15 protein-coding genes are annotated in these 21172 nt (G+C 41.7%); 4 read left to right on the top strand and 11 right to left on the bottom strand.

Annotated elements, in window-relative coordinates; genetic code table 11:
* Nucleotides 1-21 precede the first annotated feature (21 nt).
* The 4 genes from G631_RS0107815 to G631_RS0107800 all read right to left on the bottom strand — a co-directional run bounded on the left by G631_RS0107815 (nucleotide 22) and on the right by G631_RS0107800 (nucleotide 3783).
* Complete coding sequence (locus G631_RS0107815) at nucleotides 22-2082, bottom strand: glycosyl hydrolase 115 family protein (RefSeq protein ID WP_026488977.1); 2061 nt, start codon at nucleotides 2080-2082, stop codon at nucleotides 22-24.
* A 108-nt stretch (nucleotides 2083-2190) separates the two neighbouring features.
* Entirely contained in the window at nucleotides 2191-2652 is a 462-nt protein-coding gene (locus G631_RS0107810; protein WP_026488976.1) for a hypothetical protein, read from the bottom strand.
* A gap of 96 nt (nucleotides 2653-2748) precedes the next feature.
* The gene (locus G631_RS0107805) at nucleotides 2749-3180 is read right to left on the bottom strand and encodes a hypothetical protein (protein ID WP_026488975.1); all 432 of its coding nucleotides are present in this window, start codon (nucleotides 3178-3180) and stop codon (nucleotides 2749-2751) included.
* Between the two features lie 108 nt (nucleotides 3181-3288).
* Entirely contained in the window at nucleotides 3289-3783 is a 495-nt protein-coding gene (locus tag G631_RS0107800) for a hypothetical protein (RefSeq protein ID WP_026488974.1), read from the bottom strand.
* A 179-nt stretch (nucleotides 3784-3962) separates the two neighbouring features.
* On the opposite strand from G631_RS0107800, the gene G631_RS0107795 reads away from it, so the two are divergent.
* Complete coding sequence (locus tag G631_RS0107795; protein ID WP_026488973.1) at nucleotides 3963-4859, top strand: DUF362 domain-containing protein; 897 nt, start codon at nucleotides 3963-3965, stop codon at nucleotides 4857-4859.
* Nucleotides 4860-4885: 26 nt separating this feature from the next.
* On the opposite strand, the gene G631_RS0107790 is transcribed toward G631_RS0107795, so the two are convergent.
* Nucleotides 4886-6133 carry a 6-phosphofructokinase gene (locus G631_RS0107790; protein ID WP_026488972.1) on the bottom strand — a complete coding sequence of 416 codons (1248 nt, stop codon included), beginning with the start codon at nucleotides 6131-6133 and terminating at the stop codon, nucleotides 4886-4888.
* A 175-nt stretch (nucleotides 6134-6308) separates the two neighbouring features.
* Here G631_RS0107790 and G631_RS0107785 point away from each other — a divergent pair, with 175 nt between their 5' ends.
* The 3 genes from G631_RS0107785 (at nucleotide 6309) to G631_RS18490 (ending at nucleotide 8996) form a co-directional block, all read left to right on the top strand.
* Complete coding sequence (locus G631_RS0107785) at nucleotides 6309-6479, top strand: hypothetical protein (protein WP_026488971.1); 171 nt, start codon at nucleotides 6309-6311, stop codon at nucleotides 6477-6479.
* Between the two features lie 114 nt (nucleotides 6480-6593).
* The gene (gene larE, locus G631_RS0107780) at nucleotides 6594-7430 is read left to right on the top strand and encodes an ATP-dependent sacrificial sulfur transferase LarE (protein ID WP_026488970.1); all 837 of its coding nucleotides are present in this window, start codon (nucleotides 6594-6596) and stop codon (nucleotides 7428-7430) included.
* Between the two features lie 141 nt (nucleotides 7431-7571).
* Nucleotides 7572-8996 carry a prolyl oligopeptidase family serine peptidase gene (locus G631_RS18490; protein ID WP_051197012.1) on the top strand — a complete coding sequence of 475 codons (1425 nt, stop codon included), beginning with the start codon at nucleotides 7572-7574 and terminating at the stop codon, nucleotides 8994-8996.
* Here G631_RS18490 and G631_RS0107770 read toward each other — a convergent pair.
* The 6 genes from G631_RS0107770 to G631_RS18485 form a co-directional block, all read right to left on the bottom strand.
* On the bottom strand, nucleotides 8947-9672 hold the full coding sequence (locus tag G631_RS0107770) for a DUF624 domain-containing protein (protein ID WP_026488969.1): 726 nt from the start codon (nucleotides 9670-9672) through the stop codon (nucleotides 8947-8949). The genes G631_RS18490 and G631_RS0107770 overlap by 50 nt on opposite strands.
* Before the next feature lie 15 nt (nucleotides 9673-9687).
* Entirely contained in the window at nucleotides 9688-10533 is an 846-nt protein-coding gene (locus G631_RS0107765) for a carbohydrate ABC transporter permease (protein ID WP_013282097.1), read from the bottom strand.
* A 16-nt stretch (nucleotides 10534-10549) separates the two neighbouring features.
* A complete protein-coding gene (locus G631_RS0107760; RefSeq protein WP_051197048.1) occupies nucleotides 10550-11473 on the bottom strand; it encodes a carbohydrate ABC transporter permease in 924 nt (307 codons plus the stop codon).
* 149 nt (nucleotides 11474-11622) lie between these two features.
* On the bottom strand, nucleotides 11623-13080 hold the full coding sequence (locus G631_RS0107755) for an ABC transporter substrate-binding protein (protein WP_026488967.1): 1458 nt from the start codon (nucleotides 13078-13080) through the stop codon (nucleotides 11623-11625).
* A 53-nt stretch (nucleotides 13081-13133) separates the two neighbouring features.
* On the bottom strand, nucleotides 13134-15074 hold the full coding sequence (locus G631_RS0107750) for a glycoside hydrolase family 127 protein (RefSeq protein ID WP_035789518.1): 1941 nt from the start codon (nucleotides 15072-15074) through the stop codon (nucleotides 13134-13136).
* Nucleotides 15075-15096: 22 nt separating this feature from the next.
* Entirely contained in the window at nucleotides 15097-21087 is a 5991-nt protein-coding gene (locus tag G631_RS18485; protein ID WP_051197010.1) for a DUF5695 domain-containing protein, read from the bottom strand.
* Nucleotides 21088-21172: the final 85 nt, after the last annotated feature.

The following is a 21172-nucleotide window of genomic DNA, read 5'->3' as shown; positions in this document are numbered from 1 at the left end:
GTGTAAACTTAAAGACCATCCTCATGTGGATGGTCTTTCCTTATGCTCATGTATCATTTTCCACAGTTCATCATCAGTTAGATGTTTCCTGATTCTTAGGATCAAATGCACTTTCTCTCCTCCAGCCCCTTGCTGGAATCTGCGCTGCCATTCATAAAAGTGCGGTCCATCCCCGTGGAATCTCAAAAATCCCATAAGAGACTTAGACGCATAGTAAGACTGCCTTATGTCAGCCTCACAGTCGTTATCAAAAAATCCCTCAAAGACGCCATTTTCATGGCTACGCATATTATCATAGCCATCACGAAAAGCCTTGGCAGCAAGCCCCGCCTCATAGAAGGCATCAAGGAAATTCGGCTGCGGCAAAAGAGATTTCTCAATTGCCTTACAAATATGAAGTGCACCAAGATAGCCGTAGTAGTGGTACTGAACCTGCCAGATAAGGAGGTCTTCCAATAGCTCTTTTCCCTGAGAGTCCATCTTGCTTTCTGCATCAAGGCACTTTTCAAGGTATTCTCTATAGCCGCTTGCTGCGCTCTCTACTATTTTCTTATAATCCTGAACCTGCTCTATCAGGCTATCTTTGCCAGAAAACCAACGCCACTGGGCAGCTGCTCTGGTGCTTGCAGGATCATCTCCGTTATAATTCGTAACAAGTCCTGTCATTAAAACTCTTGCGCCATGCTGAGCAAACTGCTCTCCTGCTCTGTCATCCTCGTTAGGTCCGTACTTAGGGCTGTATGAAGGCCACAACCTGTATAGTTCAGATACAAGACCGGCATTTTCCCGTCCGAAATAATCACAGCAATACTGTGTGCAGAATTCATCCAGATTTAGCTCATCGCCATCAGTTCCCTTTTCCCATAGTCTCGCAATAAGGGCCAAAATATAGGCATGTGGCTTAACATTTGAGCAATTGATTATCCAGTAATCTGTGGCCTTGCATTCAGCAACTCTTGCAAGCTCACTCTTAACAAACTCTGGTGAATTTGGAAGCATCGTCATCTGCGCTGCTGCCTGAAGGTCATAAAAGGATGCGTGGTAGTATATTCCATGACGTCCCTTAGCCCCTACTTCAGGAAGTGCAGGTACTCTTGGATTATGATTGCCCTGGCGCCTGGATACCATTTTTCCAAAGCCGTTATCAGCCCAGATGAAGATGACATCCTCAGGGATATCTATAAATCCTTTCTTGTAAAGCTCCATGGTCTCCCCATAGAGATTACTGCAACAGATAGCATTCTTGTCATAAGACTTTAAAAGATCTATTTGACGCCTTATCAGCTTACTTATAAGCTTTCCTCTTTTTTCGTCAGTGTCATAAGCAGGATCATCTGCCCAGAAAGGCCTGTCTCCCTGGCCTCTAAAGCCCACATTCCATAAAACCTTTTTGCCCTTTTGTCTCTCTATTGCCTCTATCCAAAGCTTTTCAAAAAGGTCAGGATGCTTGTCATAAGAAGCCTCCAGATCAGGGTAGGCCCGCAGAAACATCTGTGCACCAAGTGGTTCTGCGTGATGATGAGTTATCCACAATCCCATCTTCGATGCCAGGTCGCAGTAGATATGCGCATTTTCATCTGTACCAGGAATTGTCATGTTTCCACCACAGCGAAGGAGGGCCTCAAAGACCATCTCCCAAGGCTTTTGCCTGCTGCCCTCTATCTGCCAACCGTCTATCAGAACCTCGTCGTTAACAAACCATCCGCGGAATCTTACAGCAAATGGCCTGGAAGCGTAATAATAGTCTGATGGCACCTCATACCCTTCCTTTTTAGTAAACTTCTGCTCATTCCAGAACCAGAATTCATGCACTCCCAAAAAGGTCTTACTAACATGGTAGATTCCGTATATAAAGCCAAGTTCATCAGAAGCAGCTATGGAAAGAGTATTGTCTTTTGCCTTGATGATAAAGCACTCCTCCTTAATATCCAGTGCCAGTTCCAAGATTATATCCATTCCAGGAGTAGTTGTATTTTGGCATGTATTGACAATATCCCTTTTTAGGGCCTCGATAGCCATTTTAACTGCTGATAAGTCTTCTAGTCTTGAATTTAGTTTTATCTGTGTATTAAATGTGATCATAGCTTAATTATACATCCCAGTTTAGACATATTTCTCAGCAAAAAAGTGAAAAAAATAAGCAGAAAAAACGGGCATGCATTTCTGCATGCCCGAAGTTTTCTAAAAAGATTACATTGTAGTGTTGTTCTGGTTCTGACCTGAGAACTGGCCGCCTGTAGTCTGTCCATTCTGGAACTGCTGATTTGTAAACTGCTGATTTGCAAACTGCTGGTTCTGAGCCTGTCCATATGACATCTGTCCGTTCTGGAACTGATTGTAGCCCATTGCTGCATTCTGCTTGGCAAGCTTGGCCTGCTTGGAATAAGATTTGCAAAGCTTAACGCAAAGAATGATCATGATCACCATAACAGCAAATGCGAAAATAGCAAATCCATTGATAACTGATGTTACAGGTCCCATGAGTTCTGGTCCATATCCCTGTGCAGCAAGAGACTCTTCAATCATCTCTGGCTCTGACTTAATAGCAATAGCAGTAAACCCAAAAACAATAAACAATAAAAGATTTATAACTGCTATAATTCCACAAAAGATTCCACCAACTAGCTTTCCTGTGCCTTTACTCTGATTCATTACTATATCCTCCAATATTTAATATATTTTGCATTCTATCATATATTCATCCAGAGGAGAAAAAATGTTGCATATTATCATAAAAAAAGTAAAACTTTATTTTTTGCTCTTGCTCAGCTTGTTCTCATACACAGCCGCTCTGCAATAGAACTTAAGCTGCTCCTTGCCGTCTCTTACTACAGTAGCTCTTTTAACATCCTTGGCAACGCCCTTTCTAACGGCTTCGTTGAACATCTTACCAAGCCTTGCCCTAACCTGCGCAGGAGACTCCTTTATCTTGTACTCCTTGAGAACTGCATCCACATCAGAAAAAGTAGGAAGATCAGATAATGTGAACTCCTTCTCCATCTTTCTGGATTCCTTTATCATCTCGCCAACTGCTACAGAATAGTCATAGGTAGTTCTTTTACCAAACTGCTCCTCTAACATCTCGCAAACATAGTAGTTGACAGTTACGTTTTCCTTCTTGGCCTCTTTCTCAATACGATCAAACAGTTCCTGACTAAGTGATAAATTTACTCTTGGCATATGATCCCCCTCCTATGAGTGTTGTTCTGATGTATTACTATTTGATTATACTACTGTAATGCATCGAGTGATCATTTTTTCGTAAATTTTTTGATAAAATGGTGGGGCTCACTCAAGAAAATCTCTTGCGTTGAAGGTCTCACCTGTAGGCTGCTCTTCGTCTATAATTCCAGGGACAAGCTCTGTAACATAAGCTTCTCCTGTAGAAGGATTTATGTGATAACGAGTCTGCGCTCCTGTATAGGAACGATAAATTACGAGTATTTCGCCAGACTCATCTGTTGTAGTATCCCAATACTCAGTGTAACCTTCTGTATTTATCTCGGCGCTAAAATCAGGGTTTACAGATTTACAGTAGTTCATAACTGCGTTAAATGCCTGCTCATTTGTGATCTGCTCTACACCTTCACCTGAATTTTCAGTCTGCTGTGCTGGTGTTTCATCAGCCACCTGTCCAGGATCCTTTGTTTCATCAGCCTCCTGCTGAGCCTTTTCCGTCTCTACAGTCTCAAATATTGAAGCTGGCTCCTCTGTCTTGCTGCCACCACAAGCTGTCAGAATCGCTACAGCACATAAAACTACTGGCACTATACTTTTTCTCATTCTAATTTCCTCCTCATGTGAACATTACCTTTTATGTTACACCCTATATGCTGAAGATAAGTATTAAAAAAATATTAAACCCGGTAGTAGAATTAACAGCCTTGACATCAAATTATCAAAAATTAAATAATAGTTATATGAAAAATTAACAACTCTATTAGCAAGGAGGTCACTAGCATATGGGTTCTGTTTCTAAAGTGTATTTCACAAGGACAATCACACCTGAACAAGTGGTAAAAATGTTTGACATATTAGGGAAAAAACTTGACGGAAAGGTTGCTGTTAAGGTTCATTCCGGAGAAGATGGCAATCAGAACTTCTTAAGACCAGAGTTCTGGCGTCCTATGGTTGAACACGTAAATGGCACTGTAGTAGAGTGTAACACAGCTTATGACGGAGCAAGAAATAACTCAGAAAAACACAAAAAGCTCATTAAGAAGCATGGCTGGAATGACTTTTTTGTTGTTGATCTTATGGACGAAGAAGGCCCGGATGTTGAGCTTCCAATCGCTCATGCCAATCACTTAAAGAGTGATATTGTGGGCAAGAATCTTTTAAACTATGACTCCATGCTGGTACTATCTCACTTCAAGGGACACCCAATGGGTGGCTATGGCGGAGCACTCAAACAGCTCTCAATCGGCTGCGCTTCCACCGCAGGCAAGGTAAATATCCACTCTGGAGGCAAGCTCACCAAAACTGATGACCAGGCAATTGTCTGGGATAACCACGCAGAGCAGAATGCTTTCCTTGAATCCATGGCAGAGGCCGCTTCTGCGGTAGTTGACCACTTCCATGGAAATATGGTCTTTATAAATGTTATGAAGAATCTGTCCGTTGACTGCGACTGCTGCGCAGTAGCTGAGGACCCATGCATGCAGGATGTAGGTATCCTCATATCTACTGATCCTGTCGCTATAGACAGGGCCTGCCTTGATCTCATCTACAAGTCTGATGATCCAGGAAAAGACCACTTCCTTGAAAGAGTTCAGACCAGAAACGGCGAGCACACCGTTGATGCCGCAGCCGAAATGGGCTATGGGGTAAAAGAATACGAGCTTATTAGCGTAGACTAAAGCCCATCTGGTCGAAAAAGACAATCTCAATCTGCCTTCGTGGCATTTAGATGAGAAATATCAAGAAACTTAGGAAGCCCGTTCTCAAAAATGTGGCTGGCTTCACCTATAATAAGAGGCCTTAAATACTCTACAAATTCCTCTGTAATGTCGTTGCCCTCTGCATTTATCCACTCTACAGGAACAGACTTGGCTTCATTGGCAATATCTTTTATCTGAGCGTAGCTATAATCCACCTGGTATGGTGAATTAGATAACCTCTTTAAAACAACCATGCAGCCAGTCTTTCCTTCCTCTGAAAGAGCAACTGCCTTTTTGCCCTGGGCAAAAGACTCATCTAGGTCAGTTTTACTTGCCATATGAGCGGCACATCTCTGAAGAACATTTATCTCCACGCTGCGGACCTTGACGTCAATGTTTTCTTTTACCAGGAATTCAAGGGCCTTTCCTGCGCCTGAAAGCTGCTGGTGTCCAAAAGTATCAGCCATGGCCTTACTTGATGTTATATAGTTGCCATCCTTGTCTCTAATGCCCTCGGAAACAGCAATTATAACGTTATTGCGCCTATCTAGCTGATCCCTGACATCTGCAAGGAATTTTTCTTTATCAAATGGAACTTCTGGAAGATAGATAAGATGTGGAGCTGAAGAATAGCCATTACGCGCAAGAGAAGCTGCTGCTGTAAGCCAGCCTGCGTCACGGCCCATTATTTCGACGATAGTAACAGATTTGACTGCGTAGATAAAGGTATCATGCGCAATCTCTAACATAGAACTTGCTATATACTTGGCTGCAGAGCCAAAGCCCGGTGTGTGATCTGTATTACACAGGTCATTATCTATAGTCTTGGGAACGCCAATTATCTTTACATCTGAGCCAATCACTCTGGCGTAATCAGACAATTTAAGTACAGTATCCATACTGTCATTTCCACCAATGTAGAAAAATGCACCAATATTAAGTTTTCTAAACTGGGAAAAAATAAAAGAATAAGAAGAATCATCATCCCTGTAATCCGGAAGTTTATATCTGCAGCTTCCCAAATACATTGCAGGGGTATGAGTTAAAAGATCTATAAAATCATTATCATTTTGGGCTTTCTGGGTAAGATTCAAATAATTCTCTGACAAGACACCCAGGATACCATTCACCGCTCCGTAACATATATCATAGTTGGGAGAATCCAAAACAGCCTTCAGAACGCCCGAAAGACTAGCATTGATCGCGGAGGTTGGCCCGCCTGACTGAGCTACAATAACATTTTTCATTTCCATTAAAACTTGTTACCTCTCATTCCTTATTATGAACCACGATGCCACATAATTGGGCACCGTGGTTCATAATATACTAAATGGATTCAAATAGCAACTTTTGATTATGTTGTAGCAATAATTGATGAGTACTATAGAAGTATAATAGTCTTATCTTTATCTTGGAGGTAAAAGAAAAATGGAAACCTGGTATTACGTAGTAGTAAGTATAGACGGCGATTACGCCAATTTAAAAAGAACAGATATTGAATCCGAGGACTTAAAGCTGGTTGCGAGAGCTCTTTTGCCAGAGGGAATAGCTGAAGGAACCCAGCTCAAATACGAGTTCATGCAGTATTCTATAGTTTAAACATGATCATACCTTAGGTGGCTTTACTGACGAAAAATACTTGTTATAATAGTAAGCACAATATAATTTTGCTCAATCAATAGCAAAGTCCAATTACTCTTAGAAAGGTTTACTATGGATAATAAATACGGTTTAAATGAGGAACTCTTAGACAAGCTCACCAAGCTTCAGAATGTTATAAGAGGCTACGGCTCCCTTGCTGTTGGATTCTCTGGAGGCGTTGATTCCGCCCTTCTTCTGGCAGTTGCAGCAGAAGTTTTAGGCGATAAAGCCATCGCTGTAACAGAGGCAGATCCAGCCGTTCCAAAAAGGGAAGTCAAGGAAGCTGAAGATTTCTGTAAAGAGCGAGGAATAAAACATTTCTTTTGTCAGTCTGATCCCTTTAAGGAAGAGGGATACAGGCATAACAGCAAGGACAGATGCTATTTCTGTAAAAGAGGTATATTTAGCGAGATAAAGAAGATTGCCCAGGAAAACGGCATTGAATATGTTGCTGAAGGCTCCAACATGGATGATCTTGGAGATTACAGGCCCGGCCTTAGAGCTGTTGAGGAGCTTAAGGTAAAGAGCCCATTAAGAGAAGCAGGTCTGTACAAGCAGGATATCCGCCTTATTTCCAAGGCTATGGGGCTTCCAACCTGGAGTAAGCCTGCTTATGCCTGCCTTGCTTCCAGATTTGTGTATGGGGAAGAAATCACCCCAAAGAAGCTTGATATGATTGATAGAGCCGAGCAGGTTCTTATAGAGCATGGATTTTTAGAGGAAAGAGTCAGACTTCACGGTGAGAACCTTGCAAGAATCGAAGTTCCGGCCAAAGACATCATGAGACTTTCAGCTGATGGTGTCAGAGAAGAAATCTATGAAGAGCTTAAAAAGATTGGCTTCATGTTCGTTACTATAGACATGAAGGGCTATAAGGTTGGCAGCATGAACGCCACAATTGGTAAATAATTGAAATTAATTTCCACCAGGTGACTTCACCAATAACCTGCATTTCATGCCACTTTTAATACATTTTGTGACAAATCACTTTATTCTGTTTCTTTGCTGTTAGAATTGGAAATGCAAAAAAACTATTGGGAGGTCACATACGTGAAGAAAAGAGTAATGGCAACACTGCTGGCATTAACAGTTGTTATGGAGGCAGTAGGATGCGGAAGTACTAGTACAGAAAGTACAGAGGAGGTAAGCGTTATGGCATCAAGTGAAAATCAGCCAATCGCAGATGCAGTCACAGAGCTGACTGGCAATCAGATGGTTGTTGTAGAAGGACAGGATTGGGGCCCTGCAGTAACAAAGACTATTATCAAGTTAAACGCTTTAGTTTCAGCAGATTCAATCAATTCAGATTTATTCTCTGTTGTTGAAACCAAGGAATCTTTTAACTGGGCAGCACTTGCAGAAGGATCTACAGAAGATCCCAATAAGCACGTCACAGCCGACACAGAGCTTACTGTAGTTGCTGCTTATACTAGTGATGATTTGGGTAATAAGAGTGGGGATTCTGAGTATATAACTCTTGAACTTGGATATGATCCTAACACAGGAAATCCTTTCTGCTACGATATCTTTGTAGGTAATAATACAATCTGCTCACCTTATGAGCTTGCAGTATCTTTAAAGGATAATTCCGTTATTAAGACAGCTGATGGAAATGAGATTACATCTTTTACCGTTTCTAATACAGTAGATCTTGACTCAGCAATTTATCCGCAGCTTGAGAAAGTTGACATGACCGGTTCATTTACAGGAAGTCAGGGCCACACAATTAAATATGCATCATTTACTCCTGAGAGTGATGGTGCCAAGCACCCTCTTGTAATCTGGCTCCACGGCGCAGGCGAGGGCGGAAGTGATCCAAGACTTAACACTCTTGGCAATGAAGTTACTTCTCTTTTTGGTGATGAATTCCAGAAGGTCATGGGAGGCGCTTATATCCTGGCTCCACAGTGTCCTACATTCTGGATGCAATATGACGAGGAGGGAAACTGGGCAGATAATAAGGGCGTAGATTCTGTTTATCTTGGAGATCTCAAGGAACTAATTGATGCCTATGCTGCTGAGCACGAGGATGTTGATACTAACAGAATCATCATCGGCGGCTGCTCAAATGGTGGCTACATGACTATGGATATGGTTCTTAATTATCCTGATTATTTTGCAGCTGCTTATCCAATCTGCGAAGCTTATCTTGATGCAGGTATCACAGATGATCAGCTAGAGGCTATAAAGGACCTTCCTATCTGGTTTGTCTACGCTGAAAATGACCCTACAGTTGATCCTAAGACATTTGAAGCTCCTACAATTGAGAGGCTTCGCGCTATAGATGCCAATGTTCACACAAGTGTCTTTGCAGATGTACACGATACAACCGGCACTTACACTGCAGAAGATGGCAGCGCATATCAGTACATGGGTCACTGGTCATGGATTTATTTCTTCAACAATCAGTGTGAGGAAAACGGCGTTAATATGTGGAAGTGGATGTCCGAGCAGCTTCTTCATAAGGATCAGTAATTCTCCGCTTTATCACTGGACATATTATGCTGCTGCAGATCAGGCTATAAAGAGAGTTACCAATTATCATTGGAACAAGAATTGAGTACGGCATAAGAGCAAGTATTATGAATAGATAAATTGTTGTATATATAATAAGCTTTAGGCTGCTCTTCCACTCCAGAATAAGGAGTATGGCTGCGTTTTTGATTATTCCTGATAATCCAAGGCGCAGATGAGCAGCCATTACAAAAGTCCATGCCGCAAAAAGAATGCCTATTCCAAATATTGCGCAGCCGGCACCCATAATGATCACATATGAAGTATTGTCAGAGACAGCTTTAAAGTTTCCCGCAAGGCTCATGAGATAATAGCCATAGAAAATGACTGCAGACTCCATAATACCCAAGACAAGTTTTTTAACAAAGCCTTCTTTAAATTCTGCAAGATAATCCTCCAGGGTAAAGTCATAACCCTTTAAGAACATTTTGCCGGTAAAGGCACAAAGTGCTGCCCATGCTGACGGAATTGTAATCAGGGGAATGCAGGTGATGATAAATACAAGATTTATCATTAGCATCTTTCCGGGAAAATTAACAACAAGATATAAGATGCGGAAAAAGCCGTCCTTAGGCGGCTCTTTTTCCACATCGTTTTCTCCAAGATACCATTTCATAAAACGATTCAAGTATTTCATTTTTTCCCCTATATATTAATTTTTCATACCGGTCAGAACTATACCTTCAACAAAGCTCTTTTGCCCAAATATATAGATTACTATACCAGGCAGGATAGTCATAAAAGTGGCCGCCATAGCCATTGGCCAGTTTGTTCCAAAAGAGCCTGTGAAATTGGTGAGTGCAATGGCAAAAGTAAACTTGCTCATACTGTTAATATAGATTATCTGCTGGAGCATATCATTCCAGATCTGTATAAATAACATCATTCCAACAACAACTACCGCTGGCTTGATCGCAGGAACAAGAATTGTCCACAATATCCTCATGCGGCTGGCCCCATCTATTGATGCAGCTTCATCAAGATCCCTTGGTATCGTCATAAGGAACTGCCTGATCAGGAAGATGTTAAAGAATCCTCCACCTGTTAAAAACGGCAGAATCAGAGGCCAATATGTGTCACCAAGTCCAAAGAATTTTGTCCACGCTATATAAAGTGGAATCAGCGTAACCATGCCTGGAAGGAGGATTGTGCTGACGCAGATCTTGAATATAAGATTTTTACCTCTAAATCTCAGTCTGGCAAAGGCATATCCACAAAAAATGGCAGTAATAACGCCAAATGTCACAGCCGGAATAATAATTGAAAATGTATTTTTAAAATATGTCCAATATTCGAAGGTTTGAAGAGTTTTGGTGTAGTTGGACCATAGCCACTCTGTTGGAATAAAGGATGGAGGATAAGCGTTGACCTGCGCAACACTCATAAGTGAAGATCTGAATATCCACCATATTGGAAGGAGTGTCAGAAATGCAAAAAATAAGGCAATCAATGTTACAACTGAGCGGTTTGCCAGTTTCCTTTTTTCTTTTCCTGTCATGTCTGCTCCCCCTTTCTCATGCTTCATCGCTAAAGATGCTATCTTTTTGAGTTACAAATAATACTATTGTAAAAATGCCTACTAGAACAAAGAATATAACTGAAAAAGCTGCTGCATATCCAAGCTTATTTTTTTCAAATCCATACATGTAGATAACATAAGATAAAAACATAGACTTCTTGGCCGGGCCGCCATTTGTGAGAGCCAGAGCCGGATTGACTACCTGCAGATGCGTAATAAGGGCAGTCAGTACGTTATAAAAGATTATTGGCTTGATGCATGGAATAGTTATGTTCCAGAACCTCTGCCATGAGTTGGCTCCATCTATCTGAGCAGCTTCCTTGTATACAGTAGGTACATTTTGAAGTCCTGCAAGGAATATTACTATGAGATTTCCGCTGGCCCATACTGCGATGAGAACAAGGGCTGGTATTACCTGCCTTGGACTGTCCAAAAATCTCTGGGGCGGAATGCCTAACATTCTGAAGATAAAATTAAAGAGTCCGTAGTTCTGCTCATAAAGCCATTGCCAGCCTTTGAAAACACCTATTGCCGGTAGCAGATAGGGTATAAAGAAAATAGATCTGAAGATAGTTCTTCCAAAAATATCCATGTTTAGAATAAGTGCTATCACCAGAGAATAGATAACCGCGCCGATAACCGCCAAAAATGCATACAAAAGTGTTGCCTTTACCGCACTTGCAAAATATACATCTTTTGTAAAAATTCTTATGTAATTGTCCAAGCCCACAAATTCCGGGCTGGATAAACCGTTATAGTTAAAAAGACTTAGCACAAACACAGCAATTGTAGGAAGATAACTTATAAAGGTGATTCCAAGGAATGCCGGAATCAGGCACAAATAGGCACATCTTTCCTCTTTTCTATTATATTTGGACTGAGAAGTACGTATTTTTCTTTTGCCAGATGCTCTTTTCATACTCTTCGCCTCGCTTGTACTATATATCCCCGCAACTTCCATTGTATAATCCCTCTCCCCTGATATCAACGCCGACGAAGACAGTTACACTGCACTTTTGACCATGTTTCAAAAGTTACATGAACTGTCTTCGCACGGCATATCAAATATTAATTATTTGTACTGAAAATATCATTTAACTCATCGTAATACTCATCAATTGCTTCTTTCATTGTCTGATCACCAGACCAAACAGCTGAGAATGCAGAATCCAGTGTTGCATTAAACTCATCTGTTGCGTTGATATAATACCAGGCTGTTGACTGAGAATTTTCTCTTGCGTAGTCTACTACTGCACTCTTGTACATATCATGGTCAGGATAATTAGGGTTATCAATCCACTTATTTGTAAATTCATCATCTGTGTACCACTTATCAAGAATAGGCATCCATGTTCCTGCTTCAATAAGTGACCAGCTGTTTTCTTCCTGGTAGTACCACTTGAGCCATGTCATAGCTTCTTCAGGGTGCTTAGTTGTAGCAAATACCACGTTTGGTCCGCCAGTACAAATTGTAACCTTCTCCTTCATGTAAGGGAGAACACCTACGCCATATCTAAAATCTGCAGATGGTCCAAGGAAAGTTCCTACATTCCAGGTTCCATCTGTTGCCATAACAACCTTCTTGGAACCAAGTGAGGATTCAAGTGCGTTAGCTGCGCTTGTTACAGGAGGCGCACAGTGATACACATCTGAGAGGTCTGCGATCTTCTGCAGTGCTTCTACTGTAGCATCATCGTTAATAGTACATTCCTTGCCATCAGCACTATAATATCCACCGCCATTACTCTTTGCCCATACTTCAAGCTGCCATGGAAGGGTGTTTACTGTGCAGCCATAAACATCAACGTTTGCTGGGTCAAAGTCTGGACTTAATGCGTTATTACCGTTAATATCAACAGTAAGTGTCTGAGCTATCTTAACAAATGTATCCCAGTCCCATGCACTGTCTGCACTTGCTGGAGGTGTGAAATCAGCAACATTTAATCCCTGCTTGGAACATATTTCTTCCAAAAGATCTATGTTGTACCAAAGGTTAAGAACCTCATTGGCTGCTGAATATGCCACAGGTGTTCCCTGATATTTAAAGGTTATGGAATCAAGAGGCTTGGAATCGCCTTCACCGTACATTGAGCTGATGTCTGCAAGCAGGCCATTCTCTGCAAATTTCAAAACGCCAGCTTCGCTCATGATAGCTGTATCAGGAAGTTCTCCTGCTGTAGCCATCGCATTTAGCTTAGTAACATAAGTATCGTGGTCAATCTTGATTACTTCTACTTCAATTTCATCCTGAGACTGATTGAATTTATCAGCCACCGCCTGAGTTGCAGCAGTCTCTGTCTCATTGCCCCACTGAGCGTAGGTAATATGTACCTTTTCTCCAGTGCTCTCACTAGTTGAAGCAGGTGTCTCAGTCTCTGTTTCAGTTTTAGGTGCCTCTGCTGTGGTCTGCGCTGTATCTTGTGTTTCCCCCTGTGCGCTTTGAGAACTTGCACCACAACCTGTTACCAACATTGCCGTAGTAGTAACAACAGTTAATGCCATGCTCAACAATTTTTTCTTTTGCATACTTGAAATATCCTCCTTTAGAAAATTATTTTTCAGCAGTAATATTCTATCCTTCAAATAGAAATGTTCTGCCATACTTCCATCTCTCCAATACCTCTGTTATTCCAAAAAGCATAGGGAACAGCTCTGATCTTCACAGGCTTTTTAGTAAATCTTGCCTCTCCGTAAAGGCTGCCATCTTCAATACCAACACTCTTAACCCTGTATCCCTCATACTCTATCGCCGGTACATCTCCCGGGAATTCTTCACAGGTCTTGCCCATGTGCAGATTAGCACCAGCATCCACATAGATATCTGATAAGTTCTGTCCATTGTCTGCCTCCTCCAAACAATAAACCATAGGTCCTTGCATTACCGCCACTTTGCCTGCGTCAGCTCTGACATTGTGGTCTGCTGCCACAAATTTTGGATGGACTCCCATATTAAGCTCGATTGTGTGTTTGCCACCCTCAAGAGAAATTACGGCATAATTATTTTCAGCTTTATAGGAAAGCTTTTCACCATCAAGGACTATCGTCATATCCTTGGCATAGGCAGGAACTCTTATCCTGATATCTGCAGCTTGCAGAATTGAAATCCTGATATCTACTGTTCCATCTGTCAAAAGAGATGACTTAAGGTCCACAGATATTTCCTGCCCCGGATCATCTATTAAAACTGTAGATGATACAAACTGATTAATGAAAATGCCCTTTTCGTCACAGGAGTATAAATACTGTGATAAAGAAGCCAAAGTCCTTGCAAGATTGGGTGGACAACAGGCTACATTAAACCATTTCTGTCTGGTAGGTTTGACATGATCCATATAGGTGTTCTCAGTACAAAACTGCGGAACCATCTCTAATGGATTTACGTAAAAGTATCTGTCCCCTTCAAGATTCATAGCTGCTAAAATAGTGTTGTACAATACTCTTTCAACAGTATCATAATAGCTTGCATTTTTCTTTAATGCAGCCATCCTTTGTCCAAACATCATCATTCCAACAGAAGCACAGGTCTCACAATAATTTGTACTGTTAGGCAGATCGTAATCTGTGGTAAAGCACTCTAAAAATCCGCTGCTGCCAATTCCTCCAGTAATGTACATTCTCTTGCCTACCATGTTATCCCATAGTCTGTCACAAGCTTTTTCCATTTCTTTATCCTGCTGCCAATCAGCCAGGTCAGCCATAGCACTGTACAGGTACATTGCCCTTACGGCATGGCCTTCTGCTTCAGTTTGTTCTACTGGAGGTTTCTGAGCCTGTGCATACTTCATAGAATAGTTTCTAAACTCAGGAAAGAACTCCGGGCCTTTTCTGCCATCAATCTCATTCTGCAAATAATTGGGTGTAGTTCCCCTCTGCCTGACAAAATAATCAGCCTGCTTTAAATACTTGTCATCCTTGGTCCACCTATAAAGCTTTATCAAGGCCAGCTCTATTTCTTCATGCCCAGGAACTCCAGGAATCTGTCCTTTTTGGGTTCCAAAGACCTTGCAAATAAGATCTGCATTCCTGATTGCGATTTGAAGAAACTTCTCCTTATTAGTGGCCAGTGCATAAGCAACTGCTGCCTCAATCATATGCCCTGAGGTATATAATTCGTGTCCCTCAACCAGGTTAGTCCATTTCTTTTCCGGAGCTGTTATCTGAAAGTAAGTATTCAAATATCCGTCTTTTTCCTGAGCTTTTTCCAAAATATCGATCACCTGATCAATTTTTGCTTCAAACCGAGTCCCGCTGCCTATTGCAATGCAATAGGCAGCTGACTCTATCCACTTATATAGATCAGTATCAAGAAAAACTACTCCTTGCCGTTCTCCCTCATCGAGTCCGGCAGCTATACGGAAGTTTTTGATACATCCCGTAGGATCAGTTCCTTCCAGTTCATCATTTAGAGCTTTCCACTGATGAACCAGCATGACTTCACTTACTTTATTGATGTAATGCCCGAATAAAGGATCAGTGACTTTTACCTGCTGAAGTTTCAATGGCCTTATTTCTTTTTCCATGCCCAATGCCCCTTCATATTTTTTAGTTAATAAGTACTCCGTTTTCATCAAAGGTGTACTTCTTAAACCATTTTGTAATAGTTCTGCCTATTACCATATGACCTTCCGAGTCGAAATAATGTCTTCCATCTTCAAGGTCAACAAAGGAACTTACTACCATGTGTCCCTTTTCATTAAAGTAGTACTTCTCTCCTTCTACTTCATAAACTCTGCCTGTGACCTGAACGCCCTTTTCGTCGAAATAATAGGTGCTTGTCCACTTGGTCATAAATCCTGTGACCATTCGTCCTTCTGAGTCAAAATAGTAGGTCTTATCGTCAATCGTTACAAACTGGCTAATAGCCATTGTGCCCCTTGGCTCCTTGAAATAGCGATAAGAGCCATCTACCATATGCAGTCCTGTGAGTTTTGTTCCATCCTCAGTAACTAGATAGTATGAACCATATTTGCTGATAAGTTTCGCCTTTACAGGCTCCTCTTTTTCCACATTTATTATCTGCCACTCATGAACACCTACTCCTGTGTAGTCGTTTTCGAGTTTTGTAAATGTAGCGCGAATGCCTTTTGTAGTGATGCTCTCAAATTCTGATACAGTAAAGTCATCAACAATCAGCTCACCATCAGATACAGTTGCAATCTCTTGCCATTTTCCATCTTCATCAATAATCTCGTAGGTAATCTGAGAAGGATATTTGATTCCGCCATTGTCAATCTCAGATCCGTCATACCACAGGTACATATTGGAGGTATTAAAGGTAACTTCTGTTGGCCAAAGATATGTTAGAGACTCTCTGGCAGAAGTATTTCCCCAGGTTCCCCAGTGACCATACCTGCTGTTGTAGGAATCTATTGGAAGATTGCCGTCGTTAACTGCAGGAAGTGATTCCCAACTGGATGTGTAGGAAGCTGACAGTTGTGCGATAAATGCAAGGTTATCGCCCTCAACCTTGAGGTTTGCAAATGCTAAAGCCATAGCATCATCAGCTGCTCTAAGTTCTGTATCACTTGCATCTTCTTTCTTGAGAAGTTCTTCTGCAGCAGCTATTGCATCTGTAAGATCATCAAAGCCTTCTGTTACATGTGTCTTTTTTACCAGCTTATAAGCCTTGATATCATCCTTTAACGCCTGCTTGGCTGCTGAAAGTGCATCTCCATATCCATAAACCTTCCACTCGATAACGCCACTTCCAAGGTTCTGTGGATTCATGATCATCCTGATTGCTGTAGTCTTGACAGGATCAAATGTGGTCTTGTTATACTTATTTAGTTCAACGCCAAGTCCCTCTACTCCTGTGAAATTCTTCCAGGTTACTCCGTCAGCATCAAGATAATAGTAATTGACTGATGCAGGATTGAAGTTTCCATTTCCATCTCTGAAATAATAAGCGTCAGTTCCTGTAAGTATCTGTTCCTCTTCCCAAGTATACTGTACCCATGCCTGTGCGCCATTATTGCCACCCCAGTTATGCCAAGCGCCATGGCTTGTATCTCTGCTGGAGGTTGGCTCATAACCATCGTTAAGTGTAGGACATCCGCCCAGATCGTTTCTGTTTTCGTAAATAGCAGAAGGCACTGCATTTTCAGCCAGATTTACAAGGCTTCCATTTACAACCATTACTGTTAATGTGGCTGTTATATCAAATCCAACTACTTGGCCTGTTGCAGTAAATACTCCTGCCTTGCTATATTTCTCAGGATCAATTTCAGCCCATGTAACATCTGCTTTTTCAAACAAGCCGTTTGAATAAAGAACCTGCACCTGTGTAGGTAGCTTAGGTGCCTTTCCTACTGGTGTAACCACATCTCCTGCTATTGCGGAAGTTATAGTAACTACTTCACCGGTTCCAAAAATATCAAGTGCTCTCTGGGAATCCAGTGCTACAGAATAGATTCTGAAATTATCTATAATTCCATCAAAATATGGGTCGGTCTGATTTGTTCCTCTTCCAATGTAATCTGACTGATTAGAAGAAAGCTGTCCAAGCGTAAGTGTGCAAGGCACACTGAGCTTTTCGTAGCCGTCCACATAAACAACTGCTGTCTGTCCATCAAGTGTTAGAGCTACATTCTTCCAGAAATCCTTGGATATAGCCACTCCTGTCTTGTAGGCTGTTCCATTTATTGAAAGAACAAGTTCATTTCCATTTTCAAAGGAAATTGCAATCTTTTTGCCTGCATTATCATCAAGGCTAAATACCTTGGCCCCGCTGCCTTGAGATTCGTTGAGCTTAATATCAGCACTTATGGTACTTTCATTAAGTCTCTTGAAAAGGCTCTCATCAAGTCTTACATAACCACTTGAATTGCTTCCATTTACGCTAAGGCCCTTAGTATCATCTTTTCCATTTCCTGTAGCAAAGTTTCCAACTGCCTCAGCAGCCTTGCCACCTTCAACTTCGTTTAATATCTTTTTGCCGCTTATATTGTCAAAGGTATACTCTGCTATAAGTTCAGGAAGCTGATTGTCATCTGTAATAGTAACTACTACGCTGTCTGACTCTCCAGTAGAAGCGGTAAGTGTAAACTCATAGACGCCAGCCTTATTAAAGGTTACATAAGTGCTTAGATTATCGGGTGTTGCAAGAGTTGCCGTTCCATCCTCTGGAGATGCTGTAACTGTCCATGTTCCAGTAATCTTATTAGCTGCATTGCTGCTATCTGTTATAGTTCCTGTAAGCTTTACTTCGTCATAGATATCAGCTGTGAAATCTTTACCTGCATTTACTACCACGCTGCCTTCAAAGGCTCCAGCCACTACCTGCACCTCCTGGAACTGAACACCTGAAAGTCTTACAGGCACTGTAACTTCTTCTTTTGAAGAATTAACTACAAATCCGCACTGAGCTTCTCCATCAACCAGAAGTGTGTAGGCCCCTTCGTTTAAACCATAGAGAGTAACTTCTGAAGTGTGACCTGTTTCCTCTAGATTTTTGATGGTAAAAGAAAGAGCGTCTTTGCTGTCACTTATGGTTGCGCTAGTATACTGATCTCTTTCAAGTTCAAGATATAATTCTTCATTTATTAGATTTAATTTTGTATAAAGGCCATCAAGTGGTATTACTACATACTGACCGTTATTCTCAGATACTTCACAGCCATATCCAAAGAGTCCAAATATTGGATCCTCAGCCACGTCTGATGAAAGGATCTGTACAGCACCAAATAATCCAAGGTCTGCTTCTCCAGTCATCTGTCTCCAGCCATTATGGAGCTTACCTCCACCAGTTCCCTGGCCGCCAAGATTACCCATCTCAGCCTGATAAGTCCAGGCTGCGGCACCAATATTCTCAGAATCTGCATCTATCTGTCCTGAATTGATACAGGTCAGATTTCCCAGCTTAGCTGCATAGCTAAGTCTCTGAGCCTCTGCCTTTTCTTCATCAGAAAGGCCATTGTTCTGATAACGGATATAGTCATCCATACAGAATCCAACCAGGGACATCGAGTATTGGAACTGCCACCAGTTCTCACCGCAGTTAGTTACAGGAACACTGTACTCGTACCATATAGGCTGAGTTCCTCTGCAAGCTCTTGTCTTAAGGTCGATAGCTGACAACATTCTTGCGGCATTAGCTGTATCTTTTCCCGCCTCAAGCTGCATCTTGGCCAGAACGTAAACGGCTTCTTCACCTGTATTGTCGTATGAGTACTCAGAACCATACGGATATCTCTGGCGTTTGAAGCTACTATATTTCTCGTTCATTATTGTTTCTACATTGCTTGCCTGAGTTTCAAAGCCTTCTGCTCTGAGAGCATCGATGATTGCCGGTGTTGTGCTCTCTCCCATGACACCAGTGCTCCAGTTATAAGCCACACCGTTTCCGTAATACAGAGCGTACAGAATGTTATAGGCCCTTAAAAGATATGTATCGGGTGTTTCCTTATAGTCCACAAGATCTGGATACTTGCTGGCTATCTTGTACATCATGAAATAGGTGTTATAAATATGAGGGTAAGCATATCCTCTATAAGTAGGTGATGCGTTTGGCTCATTCATTAGGAAGTCATGTACCAGATAGTCATTATGATGTTCCTGCATGAGACCATTCCAAATAGCTTTATCAAGATATTCATCAAGCGCTTCTACTTCAGATGCCTTGGGCTGATATACATTCTTTTCAGCAAGGAACGTTCCATGGGTTAATCCCCAGTCATCTCCCCAGCCCCAATAGCTCATATTAAAGTAGTCACGCTCAACATTGTTTCTGGTAGTCTTCTGATCCATCATCCAGTCATCAAAGACTTTATCTCCGGTCTGCCCTGGAAGATCAAGCTGTGTCTTGTCAACCATGAAAGTTGAATGAGTTTCCAGCGCCCCGTCTATGTCATCCATGATGTAGAACTGGAAGGTTGTCTTTTTATCCTGCCAGCTTACTGTAACGTTATGGTGGCCAAGATCGTAAAACTTAAGATCATATACGTGATACTGCTCACCGTCTTTTTCTACCGTCTTTTCATAGGTCATTGTTGCATCGCCCTGATGAGGAAGAGTTGAACTTACAGTAGAGGCGTGCCCTGCAAAAAGATTAAGCTGATCCGGGCACTTTATATCTATAGAAATATCCTCTGGATCTATTGTCGTGTGAAGGTACATTTTCGCAGGCATATTTCTTGCAAAAGTCATGCCTGGAACTGCTACCGCATCAATAATTCCTTCGTTGTAAAGAGCTGAGCCAAGGGACTCCTGATTTGGAACTGCACTGAAGTTAAAGGTGTAGTTCTTTTCCTCTCCCTGTCCAAGGGTAAGACTGGTATTAGGCAGGTATCCCCGGTTAGTCTTTTTGATGTTATCAGAATGAATGTAAAAGACATTAAGTCCGTTCTGCCATCCTGACTGATCCTGACACCACGCAGCTTCATAGCTTTCACGCTCATTAGTGCGCCAGTGATCCTGATACTCAAATCCTGCATCAGTACTCTGGTCTGGTGTCATCAAAAGGAATCTTCCCTCTCCACTTGGCCTTGTTACATAAATGTAAGAACCATTCTGTCCCACAAAGCTGTGATCAACGGATCTTGTCTCATAAATCTGATCTCCTCTTGTCCAGAATTCATTGAAAGGAAGAGGAAGTCCCAGATCGCCTACGATAATATCATCGCCTGTGATGTTCTTTAAACTGATATCCCACTTTAGTTTTTCACCTACCAGTTGATAGGTCTCAACAATAAGGAGGTCATTGATTTCTTTTGTGGAAACGCTACTATCAAGGGAAGGATCATAGACTACAGTGATCTTTTTCTGCTCATTGTCGACATAAATATTACGAATGTCTCCAGAATTGGCTGTTCTCTCATCCCTATATGATGTGTCATTTCCACTCTTGGTTGCCAGCATCAATTCTCCAAGCCATTCATGGCCTGACGTGTTCTGGGAAGGAGTGTTACTCTCATTCATAACATAGTTGGTGTCATACTCATCTCCAACCAGCTTTAGAGTTGTGATCTGACCATACTTGCCTACTGAAACCTGGAAGTATTCATTAGAAATTGTTCCACCGTTTTCTGATAGTTCGCCATCAAAGTTCTCGGCAAGTTTCCTTGCTCCAAGCACCTCCTGATCTGCAGAATTCTCAGTTGATGCACTGTCTGTAGCTTCTTGTGACGATAATTCTGTAGATGCTTCTGCTGACTCTTCAGCCGATGCGCTGTCGGATGATGCTTCTGATGAAGCCTCTGATGATGCATTGCCTGACGCATTGTTTGACGCATTATTTTCAGCCTCATCGGTTGATGAGTTACCTGCTGCCTCATTGGATGCATCTCCAGGTTTTTCTGTTCTTTCTTCTGTTGTCTCTTGTGATGATTCTTTGGATGATTCGTCAGATTGTCTGTCTGTCGATCCTACAGATAATTCTTCAGATGCCTCATCAGCTGCGCTTGCCATCGTGGTCAGATTCCCCTGATCCGTAGCCATTGCCCCGATAGACATCTGTGACACAAGCATTCCAGCTGAAAGGATTGCTGCAAGGCATTTTGCGCCACGTTTTTTACCCACACCAACTTTTTTCCCCATTTTTTCCTCCTTCTAGTTGTGTGCAAAGTTAACGTTTTCCTTTTTCATATATAAAGCTGTAGTCTTCGCTACAACTCATGATATT

Origin of the sequence: Butyrivibrio sp. XBB1001 (assembly GCF_000424505.1) — a bacterium.
GTDB lineage: Bacteria > Bacillota > Clostridia > Lachnospirales > Lachnospiraceae > Butyrivibrio.
The sequence above is the reverse complement of the archived record's forward strand: the minus strand, read 5'-3'. Positions and strand labels throughout refer to the sequence as shown.